The 18,481-nt window shown below is 72.4% G+C and carries 18 protein-coding genes; 12 read left to right on the forward strand and 6 right to left on the reverse strand.

Translation table 11 applies throughout. From position 1 onward, the window contains the following. Positions 1–5: 5 nt before the first annotated feature. Positions 6–1,514, reverse strand: coding sequence for an oligosaccharide flippase family protein (locus M3M55_RS14070; protein ID WP_249010129.1), 1,509 nt, complete (start codon positions 1,512–1,514; stop codon positions 6–8). A 186-nt stretch (positions 1,515–1,700) separates the two neighbouring features. Between M3M55_RS14070 and M3M55_RS14075 the strand changes: the two genes are divergently transcribed. The 3 genes from M3M55_RS14075 to M3M55_RS14085 all read left to right on the forward strand — a co-directional run bounded on the left by M3M55_RS14075 (position 1,701) and on the right by M3M55_RS14085 (position 4,415). Continuing rightward, positions 1,701–2,456 (forward strand): methyltransferase domain-containing protein, encoded by a 756-nt coding sequence (locus M3M55_RS14075; RefSeq protein WP_249010130.1) that lies wholly within the window; start codon positions 1,701–1,703, stop codon positions 2,454–2,456. Between the two features lie 4 nt (positions 2,457–2,460). After that, positions 2,461–3,861 carry a sulfatase gene (locus M3M55_RS14080; RefSeq protein WP_249010131.1) on the forward strand — a complete coding sequence of 467 codons (1,401 nt, stop codon included), beginning with the start codon at positions 2,461–2,463 and terminating at the stop codon, positions 3,859–3,861. 71 nt (positions 3,862–3,932) lie between these two features. Next, complete coding sequence (locus M3M55_RS14085; protein WP_249010132.1) at positions 3,933–4,415, forward strand: 4'-phosphopantetheinyl transferase superfamily protein; 483 nt, start codon at positions 3,933–3,935, stop codon at positions 4,413–4,415. A 72-nt stretch (positions 4,416–4,487) separates the two neighbouring features. Here M3M55_RS14085 and M3M55_RS14090 read toward each other — a convergent pair whose 3' ends face one another. Beyond that, positions 4,488–5,606 (reverse strand): glycosyltransferase family 4 protein, encoded by a 1,119-nt coding sequence (locus M3M55_RS14090; protein WP_249010133.1) that lies wholly within the window; start codon positions 5,604–5,606, stop codon positions 4,488–4,490. Between the two features lie 48 nt (positions 5,607–5,654). Here M3M55_RS14090 and M3M55_RS14095 point away from each other — a divergent pair, with 48 nt between their 5' ends. After that, entirely contained in the window at positions 5,655–6,566 is a 912-nt protein-coding gene (locus M3M55_RS14095; RefSeq protein ID WP_249010134.1) for a glycosyltransferase family 2 protein, read from the forward strand. 2 nt (positions 6,567–6,568) lie between these two features. On the opposite strand, the gene M3M55_RS14100 is transcribed toward M3M55_RS14095, so the two are convergent. Further along, entirely contained in the window at positions 6,569–7,453 is an 885-nt protein-coding gene (locus M3M55_RS14100) for a hypothetical protein (protein WP_249010135.1), read from the reverse strand. A 20-nt stretch (positions 7,454–7,473) separates the two neighbouring features. On the opposite strand from M3M55_RS14100, the gene M3M55_RS14105 reads away from it, so the two are divergent. Then, entirely contained in the window at positions 7,474–8,706 is a 1,233-nt protein-coding gene (locus tag M3M55_RS14105) for a glycosyltransferase family 4 protein (protein WP_249010136.1), read from the forward strand. On the opposite strand, the gene M3M55_RS14110 is transcribed toward M3M55_RS14105, so the two are convergent. Beyond that, a complete protein-coding gene (locus M3M55_RS14110; protein ID WP_249010137.1) occupies positions 8,645–10,018 on the reverse strand; it encodes an NAD(P)/FAD-dependent oxidoreductase in 1,374 nt (457 codons plus the stop codon). The two genes, M3M55_RS14105 and M3M55_RS14110, sit on opposite strands and share 62 nt — an antisense overlap. Positions 10,019–10,046: 28 nt before the next feature. On the opposite strand from M3M55_RS14110, the gene M3M55_RS14115 reads away from it, so the two are divergent. Both M3M55_RS14115 and cysC read left to right on the forward strand, forming a co-directional pair. Further along, the gene (locus tag M3M55_RS14115) at positions 10,047–11,012 is read left to right on the forward strand and encodes a glycosyltransferase family 2 protein (protein WP_249010138.1); all 966 of its coding nucleotides are present in this window, start codon (positions 10,047–10,049) and stop codon (positions 11,010–11,012) included. Further along, a complete protein-coding gene (gene cysC / locus M3M55_RS14120; RefSeq protein ID WP_249010139.1) occupies positions 11,009–11,587 on the forward strand; it encodes an adenylyl-sulfate kinase in 579 nt (192 codons plus the stop codon). The genes M3M55_RS14115 and cysC overlap by 4 nt, the downstream gene beginning before the upstream one ends. Here cysC and M3M55_RS14125 read toward each other — a convergent pair. Continuing rightward, positions 11,511–12,341: a bifunctional 2-polyprenyl-6-hydroxyphenol methylase/3-demethylubiquinol 3-O-methyltransferase UbiG gene (locus M3M55_RS14125; protein WP_249010140.1), complete on the reverse strand. Its 831-nt coding sequence runs from the start codon at positions 12,339–12,341 to the stop codon at positions 11,511–11,513. The genes cysC and M3M55_RS14125 overlap by 77 nt on opposite strands. Before the next feature lie 34 nt (positions 12,342–12,375). Here M3M55_RS14125 and M3M55_RS14130 point away from each other — a divergent pair, with 34 nt between their 5' ends. After that, a complete protein-coding gene (locus M3M55_RS14130; protein ID WP_249010141.1) occupies positions 12,376–13,440 on the forward strand; it encodes a zf-HC2 domain-containing protein in 1,065 nt (354 codons plus the stop codon). Here M3M55_RS14130 and M3M55_RS14135 read toward each other — a convergent pair. Beyond that, a complete protein-coding gene (locus tag M3M55_RS14135) occupies positions 13,427–14,236 on the reverse strand; it encodes a PspA/IM30 family protein (protein WP_249010142.1) in 810 nt (269 codons plus the stop codon). The two genes, M3M55_RS14130 and M3M55_RS14135, sit on opposite strands and share 14 nt — an antisense overlap. Positions 14,237–14,296: 60 nt before the next feature. Here M3M55_RS14135 and M3M55_RS14140 point away from each other — a divergent pair, with 60 nt between their 5' ends. From M3M55_RS14140 to M3M55_RS14155, 4 genes are read left to right on the forward strand one after another with little or no spacing between them, the layout of a single operon-like run. Next, positions 14,297–14,803, forward strand: a complete 507-nt coding sequence (locus tag M3M55_RS14140) for an acyl-CoA thioesterase (RefSeq protein ID WP_249010143.1) — start codon at positions 14,297–14,299, stop codon at positions 14,801–14,803. Positions 14,804–14,814: 11 nt separating this feature from the next. Then, on the forward strand, positions 14,815–16,080 hold the full coding sequence (locus tag M3M55_RS14145; RefSeq protein WP_249010144.1) for a cell wall-binding repeat-containing protein: 1,266 nt from the start codon (positions 14,815–14,817) through the stop codon (positions 16,078–16,080). Then, positions 16,077–17,378, forward strand: coding sequence for a nucleotide sugar dehydrogenase (locus M3M55_RS14150; protein ID WP_249010145.1), 1,302 nt, complete (start codon positions 16,077–16,079; stop codon positions 17,376–17,378). The genes M3M55_RS14145 and M3M55_RS14150 overlap by 4 nt, the downstream gene beginning before the upstream one ends. Positions 17,379–17,410: 32 nt before the next feature. Continuing rightward, positions 17,411–18,382, forward strand: a complete 972-nt coding sequence (locus M3M55_RS14155; protein WP_249010146.1) for an NAD(P)-dependent oxidoreductase — start codon at positions 17,411–17,413, stop codon at positions 18,380–18,382. Positions 18,383–18,481 lie beyond the last annotated feature (99 nt).

Genomic DNA, 18,481 nt, shown 5'->3' on the forward strand with positions numbered 1-18,481 from the left:
CGATGCTAATGCCTGGGCGGCGCGGCCGGTCCCTCCGGTGCGGCACGGCGGCGCAGGTAGCCGACCGCCTCGGCCAGGAGCGCCCGCTCACTCACCCCGCTGGCGGCGACGACAACGATCACGTACGCGGTGAACCGGACCACCGCAGGTCCGAACCCTGGCCCGGTGAGCGCGCGGAGGCCGAGCACGATCACCACCCCGGGCAGCACCGGGGCGATCGCCCGCCATGCGTGCCAGAGCAGGTCAAAGCCGTCAAACAGCGCTGCGATGTACCCGGCGCGGACGACGAGGGCGGCCCCCGCCCCCGCCCCGATCCCCCAGGCGAGCCCGGTGAGACCGTCGTCGAGCAGCAACGGGATCCCCGCCCCGAGGGTGACGATCACCGACACGACCGCGACGACGGCGATCGGGCGGGTCTCTCCCCGAGCGCGGTAGTAGTCGTCCCAGTTGAACCCGACGTGGTTGAGCGCTGCGACGAGCCCGGTGATCTGGATCAGGGAGGTTGCGGCCTCCCACTTGGCGCCGAGGATGAAGCGGATCAGATCGGGAGCGAACAGGGTGAGGCCGACGCCGAAGGGGATCGCCCACAACATCGCGAGCCGGTTCGTCTTGGCGAAGCTCTCCGCGAGCAGGTCGATCCGGTCGGCCACCGCGCAGATACCCGGGTAGACGGTCGTCGCGATGATGTCGTCGACCCGGGTCGTGAAGGAGATGACGGTGGTGGCGAGGGCGACCGCGCCAACGGCTCGCAGGCCAAGGTGGAGGTTCGTCGCCAGCACGGTCCCGTTGGCGAGCACGACGGTGCAGATCGTCGCGACGAGGATCGGGCCCGAAAACCGCCAGTAGACCGACACGGCATCCCGATCGAGACGCCAGGCCAACGGGTATGGGGAGGCACGGACGGCGACGCCGGCCCCCGCCCAGGCGCCCGCAGCTGCACCGATCACCAGCGCCCAGTAGCCGAAGCCGGCGAGGGCGAGCCCGACAGCGACGAGCAGCCCAACGACCGGCTCGACGGCGGTCTGCAGCCGCTGGGCGACGAAGTCCATCCGCCGGTAGAAGATCCACTGCGGGCTCTGGAAGGCGTAGGCGAGCAGCATCGTGCACAGCACGAGGCCGGGGGCGAGCAGGCGCCACTGCCCGTACAACAGGCAGATGAGCGGCAGCAGAAGCATCAGCAGCACCGTCGTCACAGCCGAGGTGATCAGCTCGAGGGTGAACGCCCGCGCGAACGCGGTGGCTTGGTCGGCCTCGTCCTGCTGGATGAACTTATCCGAGATGCCGATCAGCTTGAGCTGGGCGACGACGCCGAGGGAGACGAGAAGGATCCCCCACAGCCCGAAGTCCGCCCGGCTCAGTAGCGCGGCAAGCACGAGCCCGCGGATCAGGTTGACCCCGCCGAGCCCGAGGTCGAACAGGCTGTTGATGATCACACCCCGAGCGGCGAATTGGCGCAGACTGCGCCCACCGGTGTCGAGACGACGGCCGGACGTGACTCCCGTTGCGGACTCCATGGCTCCTCCGGGAGTGTGACGACGCGCGCGCCCGCCCGTCTCCCTAGCATTGCCGGTTGAGCCGCGCCCGCGGGCCAGAGCAGCCATGGACGGCACCACTTCCGCATCAGGGCGCCTAACCTTTGGCCGGAGGGAGAGCAGCGACATCATGCACAGACAGGCCGCGCGGCCGCCCCGGAGCGCCGCGTGACGACGCCGAACGCAACGATCGACGCCAATCCGGCCTGGTATCACACCATCGACCTGCCCGGGGGCGGGGATCCGACCCCCGGACATGTCGACTGGCGCGGCCACAGCGCCCGCCTGCTCGACCGTGACCTGCACGGCCTGCACGCTCTCGACGTCGGCACCTACGACGGCTTCTGGGCCTTCGAGTTGGAGCGCCGCGGGGCAGAGGTGGTCGCGATCGACCTCGATCGCCTCGACGCGGCCGCCTGGCCGCCGGTCCACCGGGCCCGCCTCACCGCGGACGCGGACGCGTTCGGGCTCGAACTCGGCCGGGGCTTCCGGATCGCCCACCGGCGACTCGGCTCCCGCGTGCAGCGCGTCGTCTGTGACGTACTCGCGCTCACCCCCGACGCGGTCGGCGGACGGCGGTTCGACCTCGCCTTCCTCGGTGCGCTGCTGCTGCATCTGCGCGATCCGATCCGCGCCCTCGAGAACATCCGCTCCGTGCTCGTGCCCGGCGGGCGGCTGATCATGCTCGAGGCGATCTCCCTCACCGAAACGGTCCGCGCCCCGCGGACCCCGCTTGCGCGCTTTGACACCGCCGCGAACGCGTTCAACTGGTGGCTGCCGAACGTCGCTGCACTCCACGACTACCTGTGGGCGGCCGGGTTCGTCGAGATCGAACGGATCAGCCGTCCTCTACGCCCCCCGGCCGTGCCGAGCATGCGCTGCTGGTACTGCGCCTTCAGCGCCCGCGCACCCGCCCGCCCCTGAGCCGATGCCCCGGCCTCCGAACATCCTCCTCGTCGTGATCGACGCCGCACGCCGGGACGCCTTCAGCCCCTATGACCCGGGCGCGTGCACCCCGACGGTCGCCGGCCTCGCCCGCCGCGGGGTCGCGGTCGAGAACGCGTTCGCGACAGCCCCGTGGACGCTTCCCTCTCACGTCGCGATGTTCACCGGCGCGCTCGCCTGCGAGTTCGGGCTCGACCAGGCCCCCGGCGGTGACCCACGCGGCGTCGCCGACACCCTCGTCGACTGCCGCGAACGCCTGCTCGCCCACCGCCTCGGCGAGGCCGGATACGACACCCACGGGCTCAGCGCAAACCTGTGGGTCTCCCCCCACAGCGGTCTCGACAGCGGCTTTGACCGCTTCGACTACCTCCCCTCCGCCCGGTTCGACCGGGCCTTCTCCCGCCGACCCGGCACGTGGCGCAGCACGCTCGCCTGGGCCCGGGAGGGCTTCCTCAGCGCTGCCGATAGCGGCGCCGCCCGGATCGGCGCGGCGCTCGAGCGGGCGATCACCGACGCCCACCCCGGCCGCCCGCAGTTCTGGTTCGTCAACCTTGTCGAGGCGCACTCCCCCTACCTTCCCCCGCGCCCGTTCAACGACCTCGCGACCCCCGGACGGGTCGCCGCGGCGCTCGACTGCCACCGGCGGCTCAGCTTCGAGGCGATCGCCCTGGCCGCCGCCGGCGCGGGCACGCCGCCCCGACCGGTGCTCGGTCGTCTCGCTCATCTCCACCGCCGTGCCGTCGCCTACACCGACGCGTGGCTCGCCGGCGTGCTCGCGACGCTCGCACGCACCGGTCGGCTCGCCGACACGCTCGTCATCGTCACGTCTGACCATGGTGAGTGCTTCGGGGAGGAGGGGCTCATCGCGCACGGGTTCCACCTCCTCGACTGTCTCGTCCGCGTCCCGCTCGTCGCCGCCGGCCCAGGCGCCGAGCGCTTCCCCCAGGGCGACGATGCAGTCTCCCTCCAGGCGCTCGCACCGCTGCTGTGGGCCGTCGCCGGGCTCGAGGAGCCGTCGGCTCGGACCGGAGCGGTGGCCGCCGGTGTCGCCGTCGCTCATTCAGCTCCGCTGTGCCGGGCCGACGATGCCCGGATGCTCGACTTCACCGAGCGCTGGTCGCTGTCGGCCGCCCAGGTGGCCCGGCTCACTGCCGACCGCTGGCTGGCCACGGACGGGCAGCGTCGACTCGAGCTGACCGACGGTCACCCGCTCAGCCCTCCGACTGACGCGACCGACGCGCGTCTCCTCACCGCCCTCACGCAGGCGCGTGAGGGCGGGGCGGCGGCTCCCACCCCGGCGCAGCCGCCGGGCCCGGCCGGCGAGGAGACGGAGGCGACGGTCGCCGCACTCGAGCGTCAGATGCGGCTGCTCGGATATCTGTGAGCCCACCCGACCGGAGGGGGCCGGCGCGCGCCGCGTGGGCGCCCGGCGAGCACCGGGGGCCTGTGCCGGCGGTGCTCGAGGTGCGTATCCTCGCCGCCGGGGCGGTGCGGGCGGCCCTGACCTCGATCGCCGCCGGCGCTCCGATCGTCCGGGATGAGCGGGGCAAGCCCCAGATCGTCGGTGGCCCGCACGTCAACCTCGCTCACTCCGGCCCGCTGGCGCTCATCGCGCGGGCCGACGTACCCGTCGGCGTCGACCTCGAGGCCCCCCGGCGGTTGCGGAATCCGGACGGTCTCGCCCGCCGGATCTGTACGCCTCGCGAGCTGGAGTGGTGGGCCGATCAGCCCGACCGGGAGACGGCCCTGCTCGCCCTGTGGGTCCGCAAGGAGGCGGTCGCCAAGGCTGAGGGCGGTGGCATCGCCACCGCCCTCAGCGGCCTCGAGGTGCTCTCACCCGTCGCCGTCTGGGGCGGACGCCGGTGGCTGCTGCATGACCTCACCCCCCCGGCACCGGGCTTCCAGGCCGCAGTCGCCTGGGCGGGGGATCCCGACTGATGCAGGCCGGCGACCGCGTCGATCCAGCACCCATCGCCCGGCAGGTCACCCCCGTGAGCGAGACCGCTGTCCTCAGACCGTGGCGCCAAGGGACCGATAGAGCGTGAGGTAGGCCTCGGCGCAGCGATCGTGGGAGAACGCCTCGGCCCGGACGCGACAGTGCCCGGGCGTCTCGGGCCGTTGGCTGAGGGCGAGGGACTCCAGCAGTGCGCCGGCGAGCGCGGCAGGCTCGAGCGCCGCAAAGAGCCGACCGATCCGCGCGGAGTCGATGAGCTCTGGGATCGCCGCGTCGGCGTAGCCGACGACCGGGGTCCCGCAGGCGAGCGCCTCCGCGAGCACGAGACCGAACGCCTCTGACTCGGCGGGGAGGGCGGCGACCCAGGCGTGCCGGTAGGCCCGGGCGAGCGCACCCCGGTCGTCGAGATCGAGCCAGCGCACCCCGGGGGCGTCCGGGAGCGCCTGGGGGGCCGACAGCCACAGCTCGGCGTCCGGCAGCTCGGCGCGCACGAGCGTGAAGGCGCGGAGCAGGAGCCGAACGTGCTTGCGCGGCTCGGTCGCGACGGCACTGCAGATGATCGTCGGCACCGGGCTGCGCTCGCCTCCGACGGTGAAGGCACGGAGGTCCACGCCGGGCGGGATGACCGGGGCGCGGTAGCCGAAGGACGCGGCAAAGGCGGCCGCGGCGTGCTGACTGAGGGCAACCACCCGATCGGTGTGCTCGAGCGCGCGGGCGACGAACTCCCGATGCCAGCGCCGCTGGGCGAGACCGGCCTCGTCCGGGATGCCAAGGTAGCTGAGCAGGGCCGGACGGCCGCTGCGGGCCCGCCAGCGCGCGGCGGCGAGCGCGTCGGTCGGGTAGACAGCGTGGGCGACGGCGTAGTCGCCCGCGCGGAGCGCGGCGTAACTGAGCGGCACGTGGGTGAGGTACTGCTCGTAACCGCGGCGCACCAGCGGCCCCTGGGGGGGGCGCGGGAGGCGCAGGATCGCCAGCCCGGACTCGGTGGTGAGCGTCGGCCGGCCCGGGTGACTGGTGATCAGTCGCGTACCGACCCCGCGCCGGCGAAGCCCCTCGGCGAGCTCGGCGACGAACCGCTCACCGCCGCGCCGGACCTCAGGCCAGAAGCACGGGCTCAGCAGGGCGACCCGCCCGGCGGCGGACGGCGCCGGCCGGCCGGATGGGTGGACGCTCACGTGCGGGCCGGGATGATGACGGCCGGGCTCAGACAGAATGGGGTGAGTATGGCCAACCCGCAGCTCTCGGTGATCGTCCCCGCCCACAACGCCGAGGGGACCCTGGCGGCGACCCTCGCGGCCCTCCGTACCCAGGAGGTCTCCGCCAGCTTCGAGGTGATCGTGGTTGATTCAGCCTCCTCAGACCGAACCCTGCAGATCGCCCGCGACCTCGCGAGCGCCGATCCGCGGATCCGGGTGCTCCACAACCCCGCCGGCGAGCCGGCGAGCTCGCGCAACCTCGGCGTCGCGGCTGCGCGCGGAACCCTGATCGCCTTCACCGACGCAGACTGCGTCCCCGACCGGAACTGGCTCGAGACCGGGCTCGACGCCCTCGAGCGAGCCGATCTGATCCAGGGGCGGGTCCTCCCCGCCGGGCGGCCGGGCCGGTATGACCGGACCCTGTCGGTCGGACATGAGAGCGGGCTGTATGAGACGGCGAACCTGCTGATGCACCCGCACGTGTTCACCCTCGCCGGCGGCTTCTCCCCGCTCCCGGGCTTTGCCGAGAACCGGCCCTTCGGGGAGGACACGTGGTTTGCCTGGCGGGCCCGCCGGGCGGGGGCGCGCACGAGCTTCAGCGCCGAGACGGTCGTGCACCACGCGATCTTCCCGCGCGGCCCTCGCGGTTACATCAGCGAGCAGCGTCGGCGCGGGCACTTCCCCGCACTTGTCCGGGCGGTCCCCGAACTGCGCCGGCACTTCCTCTACCGACACTGGTTCCTCTCCCGCCGGACCGCCGCCTTCGACCTCGCGCTGCTCGGCGGCGCCCTCGCGTGGCTGAGCCGGCGCCCGCACCCGCTCGGCGCCGCACTGCCCTACCTGCTGATGGCCCCGCGCCCGGCTGAGGTCCTCGCCGACGCGGTCGGGGCGGTCGCGCTCGCCCGCGCAAGCTTGGCGACCCGCACGCCGGTGCTGTGAACTCAGCCGACCCGGCCTTCCAGAAAGGGCACCTCGAGCACCTTCTCGTGCATGATCGGCCCGTGCCCGAAGTAGCCGTCCTCCCCGAACAGCTCGCCGTGGTCGGAGGTGACGATCAGCCAGGTCTCGGCGGGGAGCCGCTCCAGCAGCGCCAGAAACACGCCGTCGAGGTACTCGAGGGCGGCGATCTGGCGGGCGTGGAGGTCCGCGAGGCTGGCCGGAGTGAAGAACTCCGCCGCCGCGTCTGACCCCGCACGGAGCCCGTCGAGACCCTTGATCACCCCGTGCACCCCGGAGATGTGGGGAAGCTCGACGCTGTCGGCCGAACCCGGGTGGGCGTAGGGGTAGTGGGTCTCTCCGACGTTGAGCAACCAGAAGGACGGCCGCTCCGAGCTGAAGTGCAGTTCGTCCACGATCGCCGCCATGTCATTGTGGGCGCCCATCAGCCGGTAGGAGTCAAAGTCGGTGTTGAGCACCGTCAGCGGGTTGAGTACCGGCATCGACACGCGGGCGTGGGTGAGGTAGCCGAGGCCCCGCAGCAGCGTCGGCAGAAACAGCGAGGGGAGCATCCGCCGGTACTCCAGCTCGGGGACGCCGAGCCGCTCTCGGTAGCGGAGGAAGTCCTGGCGGTAGTAGTCGGAGGCGTACACCCGCGGCGGGCTCGTGTGCGGGAGCAGACCCATCAGCAGGTTGAGGTGTGACGGGGCCGTCCAGGTGGCGTAGCTGAACCGCCGCTGCAACGGCCCGATCCCGGCGAGGCTGCGCGGCGGCGCCGCCTGCCAGCTGTCGTAGCGGAGGCTGTCGAGGATGACCAGCACGAGGTTGCGCGCCCCCGGCGGCGGGAGCGGCCGCGGCAGCCGTGGCACGTGGTCCCCTGGCGCACTCACACGCTGGCAGGATAGGAGGCGTGCGTGTCCTCGCGATCGGCAGCGTCTATCCCCCCCACCTGCTCGGCGGCTATGAGGTGATCTGGCAGGGAGTGAGCGATGCGCTCGCTGCGGCCGGTCACACCGGACGGGTCCTCGTCAGCGACTACGCCAACCCGGCCGTCGTCGAGGTCGATCCCCCGGGCGGCTCCGTCCACCGGGAGCTGCGCTGGTACTGGCACGACCATCGCTGGCCCCGACACCGCCTGGCCGAACGGGTGGCGATCGAGCGCCACAACGCGGCGGTGCTCGCCGCGCACCTTCAGGCCTTCGCGCCGGACGTCGTCGCCTTCTGGCCGATGGGCGGCATGTCCCTCACGCTGATCACCCGAGTGCGACGGGCGCGGCTCCCGGCCGTGTTCTTCCTGCTCGATCCCTGGCCCATCTACGGACCCGTCCACGACCAGTGGCTCGCCCCGTGGCGACCGCGAGGCGGTCCCGCCGACCGCGTCCGCGCGGCCGCCGCAGCACTCACCGAGCGCGCCACGGGGCTGTGCACCGAGCTCGATCTCCGGGGTCGCTGGGTGTTCGGTTCGGAGTGGATGGCCGCCCACGCCGGACTCCCCGCGGCCACCGACGACCGCTCCGGCGTCGTGCTCCGGCCCGGGGTCGAGCAGCGCTACCTGAGCGCCGGTGCAAAACCGGCCGGGCCCTGGTCCGGACGCCTGCTTTACCTCGGGCGGGTCGTCGAGCAGAAGGGGGTGGGGACCGCGATCGATGCGCTCGCCCGCCTCCCGGCGGAGACGACGCTGACCGTGATCGGCAGCGCCGATCCCGTCTACCGCGCGACGCTGGAGTCCCGGGCCGACGGACTCGGGGTGACCGACCGGGTGCACTTCCGGCCCGCCTGTTCCCGCGCCGAGACGGTGGCCGCCTACGCCGCAGCGGACGCGGTGCTGTTCCCGGTGCTCTGGGAGGAGCCGTGGGGGCTCGTCCCGCTCGAGGCGATGGCGGTCGGCCGGCCGGTCATCGCCACTCGGCGCGGCGGCTCCGGGGAGTTTCTCCGGACGGGCGTCAACTGTCTCTCTCACCGGCCCGGCGACGCGGACGGGCTGGCGGCTGCGGTCACCGCGCTCGCAGCGGACCCGGCGTTGCGCGAGAGGCTCGTCCGCGGCGGCCGCGAGACCGCCGAGACACACTCGGCGGCCGCGTTCAACCAGGCTGCGGTAGCGGAGCTGGTCCGGACAGCACGGTCTCAGGTTCCCCCCGGATGAGACGGCGAGCCGCTTCGATCCCCATCTGCACGGCGTGGTCCATGTTCCCGATCTCATAGCGCCACGTGCCGAAACGGCCGCGGGAGAGGATGCCCTGGGCTTCCAGCCACGGCTGGATCCGGTTCAGCGCGGCATCCCGGCCCAGGGTCGGAACCGGATAGGCGTAGGGGATCTCCTCAACGTGGACGGAGGCGACCGCGGTGTCCGGTTCGGCGAGGCCGACCCGGACGAGCCCGGCGAGGACCCGCTCCTCCAGCCCGCGCCGGCTGACCGGCCGGGCAGTCGAGCTCGCCGTCTCGGTCATGTAGGAGCTGTAACGGTCCGTCGCCCCACCGGGCACGTTGGCGGCCGCGTATTTGGCGAAGTTGGTGACGCGGTAGAAGGGCACGTCAGGGTCGGGGAAGTACAGCCAGGACCGGTCATCCCACAGCGGCCGGCGGTACCCGACGCCAACCATGTAGACGGTGTTGTGCACGAGCCCGGCAGCGGCGTCGGCGATCTCCGGCGGCACACCCGCGATGCTGGCGACGAGCCGGTTGAGGGGGGCTGTGGAGACAAGCGCGTCATAGGACAGGCGGGCCCCGTCTCCCAGCCCCAGTGCCCGCGCCGACGGATCGATCCCGACGACCTCCGCATTGAGGAGGATCCGGTCAGCGAGCGGGGCGGCCATCCGTCGGTAGATCTCCCCGGTCCCCCCCTGGCGGGGGAAGGTGAAGGTGTGGTTGGGTCCCCATCCGAGGTCGTCCTCGCCCGCGCGGACCGCGGCCGCAGCACGGGCATAGTCGATCACCGCAACCCGTTCACCGATCCAGCGGGACTGCATCCGCGCCGGCTCGGTCGCCCAGACCTTCGTGTTGTAGGGGGCCTGGAAGTGGCGGGTGATGCCCGGGCCGAAGGTGGCCGTCAGCCAGCTCGCGAAGTCGCCGTCGAGATCGCCGCCGGGGGCGTTCGCGAGGCCGTCGAGGCATTCGCGCAGGACCGGCTCGGGGAGGTGACGCAGGTTGTTCTGGAACGGGTAGGGAACCCACACGTCGCCGGAGCGCACATAGGAGGAGCGTTCGTGGCGGAGGACGTCCTCGCCCATCACCTCCTCCAGCAGCGCGTCGAAGGCCCGGTAGTGGCTGAAGACGACGTGTCCACCGAGATCCCAGGTGAAGCCGGCCGGATCACGGATCGAGCGAGCGAGGCCGCCGACCTCGCCGGCGGCCTCGAGCAGTCGCCAGTTGCGGTGCCCGAGGCGGTCCAGTTCGCGGGCGCAGGCGAGGCCACACGGGCCGGCGCCGACGATCAGCAGGCGTTGGGTCTCATCCATCGGCACGGCGGGCCGGGATACTAGTGGGATGCAGGTCACTGTCGCCGTCGTCTCCTGGAACACCCGGGAGCTCCTCCGCGACTGCCTCGACTCGCTCGCCCCCGACGCCGCCGCCGGCGTCGCGGAGGTATGGGTGCACGACAACGCCTCCACAGACGGCTCGGCCGAGCTCGTCGCCGCCGACTATCCGTGGGTGCGGCTGATCGCCGCTCCCGACAACGTCGGGTTCGGGGCGGCCGTCAACGCGGTCGCCACCCGGACCCGCCGCCGGGGCCGCCCCGAGTGGCTCGCCGCCGCGAACGCCGACACCGCCCTCACCCCCGGCGCGCTGAGGGCGTTGATCGACGCCGGCCGGCACGACCCGCGGGCTGGGGCACTCGCGCCGCGCCTGCTGCTGCCGGATGGCAGCACTCAGCATTCGATCCACCCCTTCCCCGGGGTGTGGGCCGCGCTCGCCTTCAACGCCGGCCTCACCACGCTCTCCCCCCGGCTCGCGGACCGGCTCACCCTGGACGGGCACTGGGATCCGTCCCGTTCCCGCCGTGTCGACTGGGCCCACGGAGCCTTCGTCCTGTTCCGCCGCAGCGCCTTTGACGCCGTCGGCGGCTTTGACCCCCATCAGTTCCTCTACGCCGAGGACATCGATCTCGCCTGGCGCCTCGCCCAGACGGGGGCGTACACGCGCTACGTGCCGGCCGCGCTCGTCCGCCACCGCCACGGCGCCGCGATCGCTCAGCTCTACGGCGCCGACCGCGACCTGCAGGCCCAACGCAGCGCCTATGCGTGGCTGCTGCGTCGACGCGGCAGCGCAGCGATGCGCAGCACGGCGCTGCTCAACGCCATCGGGGCGGGCGTCCGTGCGACGAGCGCCACACTGCGGGGCCGATCACACCCCCCGACGGGTGGGCTCGCCGCCTGGCAGCTGCGCCGTCAGACCCGCATGCATCTCGAGGGGCTGCTCTCCCCCCGCGCCCGCCTGGAGGCGCACCGGTGAGCGGACGGTGGCCCACGGGGCCCCTGGGCGGACCGGATCGGCCGGTCGTCTGGTTCACCGGCCTGTCCGGCGCCGGCAAATCGACGCTGTCGGCGTCCCTCGGGCGGGCGCTCGAGGCCCGCGGGGAGCCGACGGTCATCCTCGACGGCGACCGGATCCGCACCGGGCTGTGTGCCGATCTCGGCTTCTCGGACGGGGACCGCCGGGAGAACATCCGCCGGGTCGCTGAGACGGCCCGGCTGATGCGTGACGCTGGCCTCACCGTCCTCGTCGCGCTGATCTCACCGTTCCGAGACGAGCGGGCGCGCGCCCGGGCGATCATCGGAGCGGAGGCGTTCGTCGAGGTGCACGTCCACGCGCCGCTCGCGATCGCCGAGGCCCGCGACCCCAAGGGCCTGTACGCCCGCGCCCGGCGCGGCGAGCTGCGCCAGTTCACCGGGATCGACTCGCCCTATGAGCCGCCCGTCACCCCGGACGTACGGATCGACACGAGCCAGGTCAGTCCGGCGGAGGCGACGGCGGCGATCCTCGATCACCTCGATCACCGAGGACGGGGACCGGACGGGTCTCGGTGACCCGGCGCGGACGCGGCACCGGCTGACCGGCGAGGACGCTCCCACTCGCGTGATGGACGACGTGGCGGACCGCGAACCCGCGCCGAGAGGGCACGGTGAACGTCGCGTGTTCGCGGACTCGATCAAAGCCGGCGCTTCTCAGCATCGCCCGCCAGCCACGACGGTTGGGCATCCAGTAGACGACGGCCGCGTCCCGGTCGGCGAGGTAGCGGCTCGCCGGGAACGGGAGCCGATCAAGCAGCCGGGAGGGCTCCTCGGCGCTGATGAACGTCCCGCGGCACAACCGGGCGATGCGCTCGAGCGCGAGCAGCTGATCGCGCAGATGGATGAGCACCATGCCGCAGAACACGAGGTCGAAGGTCCCGAGATCCGCCGGGTCGGCGTCATAGAGGTTGCAGACGACCCGGGCGACCCGCGAGCCGAGCGCCGCGTGCGCAAGCGCAAAGCCAGCCCCCCGTGGCCCGGGCGGGAACGCGTCCTCGGCCGGCCGGCGCCTCGGCGGCCAATCGAGCTCCCGTTCATCATCCAGGTCGAGGGCGACGACCTCCGCCGCCCCGCGGCGCTCGGCCTCAAAGGCCCAGAACCCGTCCCAGCTGCCGACGTCGAGCACCCGCAGGCCGTCGAGGCGGTCCGGCAACCCGTAGCGCCCGACCCACGGACGGAGGTCGAACATTCCGTCGGTGACGAGCCCGGGCGCAAGCTCGAGGGTGTGGTACCAGCCGGTAGCGGCCACCTGTGCCGAGAGATCCTGCATCGCCGCGAAATGTAGCTGCGTACTCTTGGGGGCCATGAGCAGCGAACCGGAAGCCGGTGCGCCCAGCGCAGACCCGGCCGACCTGATCTCTCCCCGGCAACGCGACGCCGTCACCGCCTACACCGAGCGGCTGCTCGGCCCCGAGCTCGCCGGCCCGGCGGCCGAGGACGCGATCTTCGCCTTCACCCGGATCGCCGCCCAACGCAGCGATCTCGGGACGGCCCCCCAGAGTGAGCTCGCCAACGAGACGCTGCTCGCCCTGACCCGGCTGATGGCTGCGGTGACGGTCCCGGACCGCAGCGCCCCCGAGGACCGCCGCCAGGCGGTGTGGGCGTCGATCGGAGCGGCGTCGCACTGCACCTGCCGGGAGTCCGCCGCGCTGCTGGCCACCCGAGCGAACGAGAACATCCAGCCGCGGGAGAGCGCCGCCCTCGACGACCACCTCGCGGGGTGTGAGGCCTGTCGCCGGCTCGCCGCCGACGCTGCCGCCGCCGACGCCGCCTTCACCGCGGCGCTGACACCGCCGGCAGGCGGGTCGGGAATCGGCGCCGTGCCCCGGGCGACGTTCGCCGCCGCCACCGTGCTCGTCGGGGCCGCCGTCGCCGCCATCGCCCTCACCACCGGGTCCCGCCCCCCGAGCATCCACCCCGCCCGTCCGGCGCTCACGCCGGTCCAGACCCAGAGCCCGAGCAGCTTCGCCCTCGCGACGACGACCGCAACCACGGCGACGCCCACCGCCCACCACCACGGTGCCCGCCATCCGGCCGCTCACCATCGAGTCGACCACCACCCCGCCCGGGCCGGCACGGCGGTGAGCAGCCCCCCGGTGGCGACGTCGGCGAGCACCCCTGCTGGGTCAGCGAGCACGCCGTCGGCGACGGCGGGAACCGGATCGGGCGTCCCGGGCGCCAGCGCGCCGGCAGCAGCGTCAACGGGTACTCCCGCCAGACGGACCCCGCCGGCGCGTACGACGGCGGGGTCTGGCGCGGGCTCGACGAGCGCCCCCGCGTCCACCGGATCAACATCAGGCGGCTCCCTGCCCGCCGACTCAGCGCCTCAGCAGGGAATCGGCGGACTGACAGGCACTACGCCCCAGTAGCGGGGCCGGCGGCCGGATCCTCCCCGGCAACCGTCTCGGCGTCCGCCGGCTCACCGGCCGCCAGCTCCGGTGCAGCGGACGCGGTCCCCGGGCCGAGCTCGGCCTTCATCCGGGCGAGCTCGGCGTCGACCTCGCTCGAGCTCGACAGCTCGCGCAGCTGACGGTCGATGTCATCCTCTCCCGAGCCAAGCTGGGTGAAGTCCTGGAAGGTCCCGGCCGCCTCGAGTTCCTGGACCGCGGAGGCGCGCGCCTTCATCTGCTCGGTCTTGTCGATCGCGCGCTGCATCGCCAGGCCGACGTCCGCCATCGAGTCCCCGACCCCCGTCGCCGCCTCACCGATCTTCACCTGTGCCTCAGCGGCCGAGTACTGGGCCTTGATGATCTCCTTCTTGGAACGGAACTGCTCGATCTGGGTCCGCAGCTTCTGCTCCGCAGCGGTCATCTGATCCTGCTGGCCCTGGAGTTCGGCGATCTGCTGATCGAGGGACTGCAGCTCGGACTGAACGCCGTTCTTGCGCTCGAGGGCGGTCCGGGCGAGCTCCTCCTGCCCGGCGGCGAGGGCCTGGCGGGCCTGCGTGTCGAGCTTGACGACCTGCTGCTGGATCTTCTCCTCCTGCAGCTGCAACCGCTTCTTGGCCGTGACGACGTCGGCAATCCCCTTCTTGACGTTCTGCAGCTGCTCGAGCTGCTTCTGGTAGGTGTACTCGAGCGTCTCGGCAGGATCCTCGGCGCGATCGAGGAGCTTGGAGATCTTGGCTTTGATGACGGTCGATGTGCGACCGGTGAGGCCCGGCATCGCATCCTCCTAGGCGTGTGGGAGCAGACGGGGAGTCTTCAGGTAGCGTACCGCGCCTGCATGGCGCCCAAGCACCCTGTCGAATCGGAGACCGTCCTTGCCCACTGGATGGGCATCCTCGACGCCAACAATGCGCTCAACGTCCACGGCGGGGTGATCATGAAGCTGTGTGATGAGGCGGCTGGCCTCGCGGCGATCCGGCACTGCTCCCAGCGCATCGTCACCGTCGGCGTGGACCGGCTCACCTTCATGACCCCGGTTGCCGTCGGCGAGCTCGTCACCTTCAAGGCGAAGGTCAACGCCGCCTGGCACACGTCGATGGAGGTGGGCGTCCGGGTCGAGGCCGAGAACCCGCGGAGCGGGGAGCTGCGGCACACGACATCCGCGTACCTGACGATGGTCTGTGTCGACGAGCGCGGCACCCCGCATGAGGTCCCCGCCCTCATCCCCCAGACCGAGGCGGAGATCCGGCGCAACCGGGAGGCCGAGCTGCGCCGAGCCAACCGGCTCGCCGAACGCGACGAGATCGAGCGCGGCCGTGACGGCGGTCTCCGCCCCCGCCGGTAAGGTCTGCGCCGATGAGACGTCCCCGCGCTCGCGCCACGGCCTCCGCCGCGGCGCTCCTGCTCGCCGTGGCGCTCGGCGGATGCGGCTCCACGGACCTGCTCGGACACGGTGCCCACCGCAGGAGCTCAGCGACGGCGACCACCGTCGCCACCGTCGGTCACAGCGTCGCCGCCGGCGGCGGCGACGTCGGTCGCCAGACGGCCGCCCAGCTCGGCTTTCCTGACCTGGCGACCAAGAACACGACCCGGGTCCCCGGCGCTGACGCCGTCTCCGATGCGGCCGCAGTCGCGCTCGCGGTCGATCCCTCAACCGCGCCGGGGACCCACCCCCAGGCGGTGACGCTCGCCCCCACCGATGACTGGCAGGCCGCGCTTGCGGCCGCGTCCCTGATGGGGGCGCCCTTCCGTGCGCCGATGCTGCTCTCCCCCGCGAGCGGACTGCCGGTCGCGACCGCCAACGCGCTCGGCCTGCTCGCCCCCGCCGGCGCCCCCTCGCTCGGCGGGACCCAGGCCGTCTTGGTCGGTGACGTCCCCGCTCCCCCGCACCTGCGCTCAGTGAGAATCAGCGGCGGGAGCCCGTATGCGATCGCAGCGAACATCGACGCCTACGAGGCGGCCCGCCGCGGGCGCGAGTCGATCGACGTCGTCGTCGCCTCCGCCCAGACACCGGCAGACGCGATGCCGGCGGCCGGGTGGGCCGCCGAATCAGGCGAACCGCTCCTCTACGTCAACGCCGCCGGCGTCCCGGCGGTCACCGCCGCGGCACTGCGCCGACACCGCCACCCGCACATCTACGTGCTCGGCCCGGCGAGCGCGATCCCGGATGCGGTCCTCAGCACGCTCGCCCACTACGGCACGGTGCGACGGATCAGCGGGGCGACCGCGCCGGCCGAGTCGGTCGCCTTCGCCGAGTATCGCGATCCCGCCTGTGTCTACGGACAGCCCTGCGCACACGTCCCGCGCAGCTTCGGCTGGGCGATCCGCAGCCCGGGCCACGGTTACGTGTTCCTCAACGCGCACAACCCGCTCAGCGCCGCCGCGGCGGCGGCGCTGTCGGCGAGCGGCAGCTTCGGTCCCCAACTGCTGCTCAGCAACGCGCGCACCCTGCCGAGCCCGGTGCTCAACTACCTGCTCGACTTCGCGACGCCCGGCTACAGCAGTGAGGGACCGACCGCGGCCGTCTATAACCATGCCTGGTTGATCGGCAACCTCGGCGCCGTCTCGGCGTCCGTCCAGGCCCAGATCGACTCGATCCTCGAGGTCGTCCCAGCCAAATGAGCCCCGCCCCACCCGACCCACCGCTCCCCGCCGCCGCACCCGGGCCGCCGCAGGTCGCGGTGATCGGCCTCGGCCGCGTCGGCCTTCCGCTCGCCCTCAGCTTCGCCGCCCGCGGGGTGCGGACGCTGGGGATTGACAAGGATCCGGCGATCACCGAGGCGCTCCGGGCCGGCCGGATGCCGTTCACCGAGTCCGGAACCCAGGAGCTGCTCGACCGGGTCTGGGCGGAGGGGCGCTTCGAGCTCGCCGACCGGGCGGCCGAGGCCGCCCGGGCCCGGGACATCATCCTCACCATCGGTACGCCGTCGCTCTCCCACATCGAGTCGGACCTCAGCCAGGTGCGCGCGGTCGTCGACGACCTGTTGCCGCTGCTCGTGCCCGGACACGGCATCCACCTGCGCTCAACGATCGCTCCGGGCACGACCGAGTACGTCGCCGGCTACATCGCCAAACGCCGCAACCTCGAGGTCGGTGCCGACGTGTTCGTCGCCCACGCCCCGGAGCGAATCGCGGCCGGCAAGTTCCTCGCCGAGATCGGGACGCTGCCCTGCATCATCGGCGGGGTCGGTGAGGCGTCCGGAGACCGGGCGGCAGAGGTGTTCTCCGCCCTCGGCGCCCCGATCGTCCGCACGAGCCCGGTCCAGGCCGAGCTCGCGAAGATCTGGACGAACATCCTCCGCTACGCGACGTTCGCGCTCCCGAACCTGCTGATGATGGACTGCGAGCGCTACGACGCGAACGTGTTCGAGGTGATCGAGCTGATCAACCGCGACTATCCTCGCGGAGGCATGGCCCTCCCCGGGCTCACCGCCGGCACGTGCCTGCGCAAGGACTTCGCCTTCTCGGAGGAACGCTCCAACGCCCCCGGAATGCTGATGGCCGTCTCCCGGGTCAACGAGTCGGTGCCACTGTTTCTCGTCGAGGGGATCAAGCGCCGGCTCGGATCGATCGCCGATCTCAAGATCGCCGTCCTCGGTCTCACCTTCAAAGCCGACACCGACGATGAACGGGACTCGCTCTCCTTCAAGCTGATCCGGCTGCTCGAGCGCGAGCTCGCGGACGTCGCGATCTCCGATCCGCACGCCCCGTCGCCGACCCAGCCGCTCCAGGAAGCGCTCGAGGACGCGGACGTGGTGATCATCGCCACCAACCATCACGCCTTCTCCGGGCCCCAGATCGTGCGGGCGATCGTCTCCGGCGCCCGCCGGGACTGCCTCGTCGTCGATCCCTGGAACGCGAGCGGCACCGGACAGGTGTTCGCCTACGCCGCCGAGGCGAGCGTGCTCAGCGCGTCATGATGGACCGGGAGGCACCGGGCACGGGCGCGCCCGTGCGGACGCGGCCGCTGACCCGTGTGCTCGTGACCGGCGGGGCGGGAACGATCGGCAGCGCGGTCGTCCGGCGGCTGCTGCGCGAGCCGGAGGTGACGGTCCGCGTCGCCGACAGCCGAGCCCCGGCTGAGTGGATGGCCCGCTCCTGTGAGGTGTTCGCCGGAGACCTGCGGGATCTTGCCGTCGTCCGGCGGGCGACCAAGGGCTGCACCCACGTCATCCACCTCGCCGCGATCGTCGGCGGTATCGCCAACTTTCACAAGCTCCCCTTCACGCTCACCGAACTCAACAACCAGGTGACGGGCACGGTCGCGCACGCGAGCATCGACGAAGGTGTGCAGCGTTTCGTCTACGTCTCCTCGAGCATGGTGTTCGAGAACGCGACCGAGTTCCCGACGACGGAGGCGTCGCTGCCGCGCTGCCCAACCCCGACCTCGGCGTACGGGTTCTCCAAACTGTCGGGCGAGGTGTACACGCGGGCCGCCCACGACCAGCACGGGCTGCCCTTCACGATCTGCCGCCCCTTCAATGCCTACGGCCCGGGAGAGCTCCCCGACCGTGACGAGCCGGGGATCGCCCATATGGTCCCGGACATCATCGCCAAGGTTCAGGCCGGCGCCTCCCCGCTGCCGATCTTCGGCTCGGGCGCCCAGACGCGTACGCTCACCCACGTCGACGACATCGCCGACGGGATCGTCGCCGCGATGCGCTCTCCAGCCGGCCTCAACGAGGACTTCAACATCTCCGCCTCCGAGGAGCGCACCGTCGCGGAGATCTGCGCCCTCATCTGGGAGGTGTGCGGGCGCGACCCCGCCGAGCTCAGCTTCGAGCATCTGCCCAGCTTCACGGTGGACGTGGTCCGCCGTTGGCCGTCGGTGGAGAAGGCCCGCACCCGGCTGGGCTGGCAGGCCCGGATCCCGCTCCGCGACGGACTCGCGGCGACCGCCGCCTGGCTCGCCGAGCAGAGCTGAGCCGGCGCCCCGGCCCACGACCTCGATGCGCCCCTGCCTGGGCTCGGCCTGACGTCGTCATCCCTGGGGCGGAGTTCGCCGCGATCTGAGGCCACGACA

This window comes from Conexibacter sp. DBS9H8, assembly GCF_023330685.1.
GTDB lineage: Bacteria > Actinomycetota > Thermoleophilia > Solirubrobacterales > Solirubrobacteraceae > Palsa-465.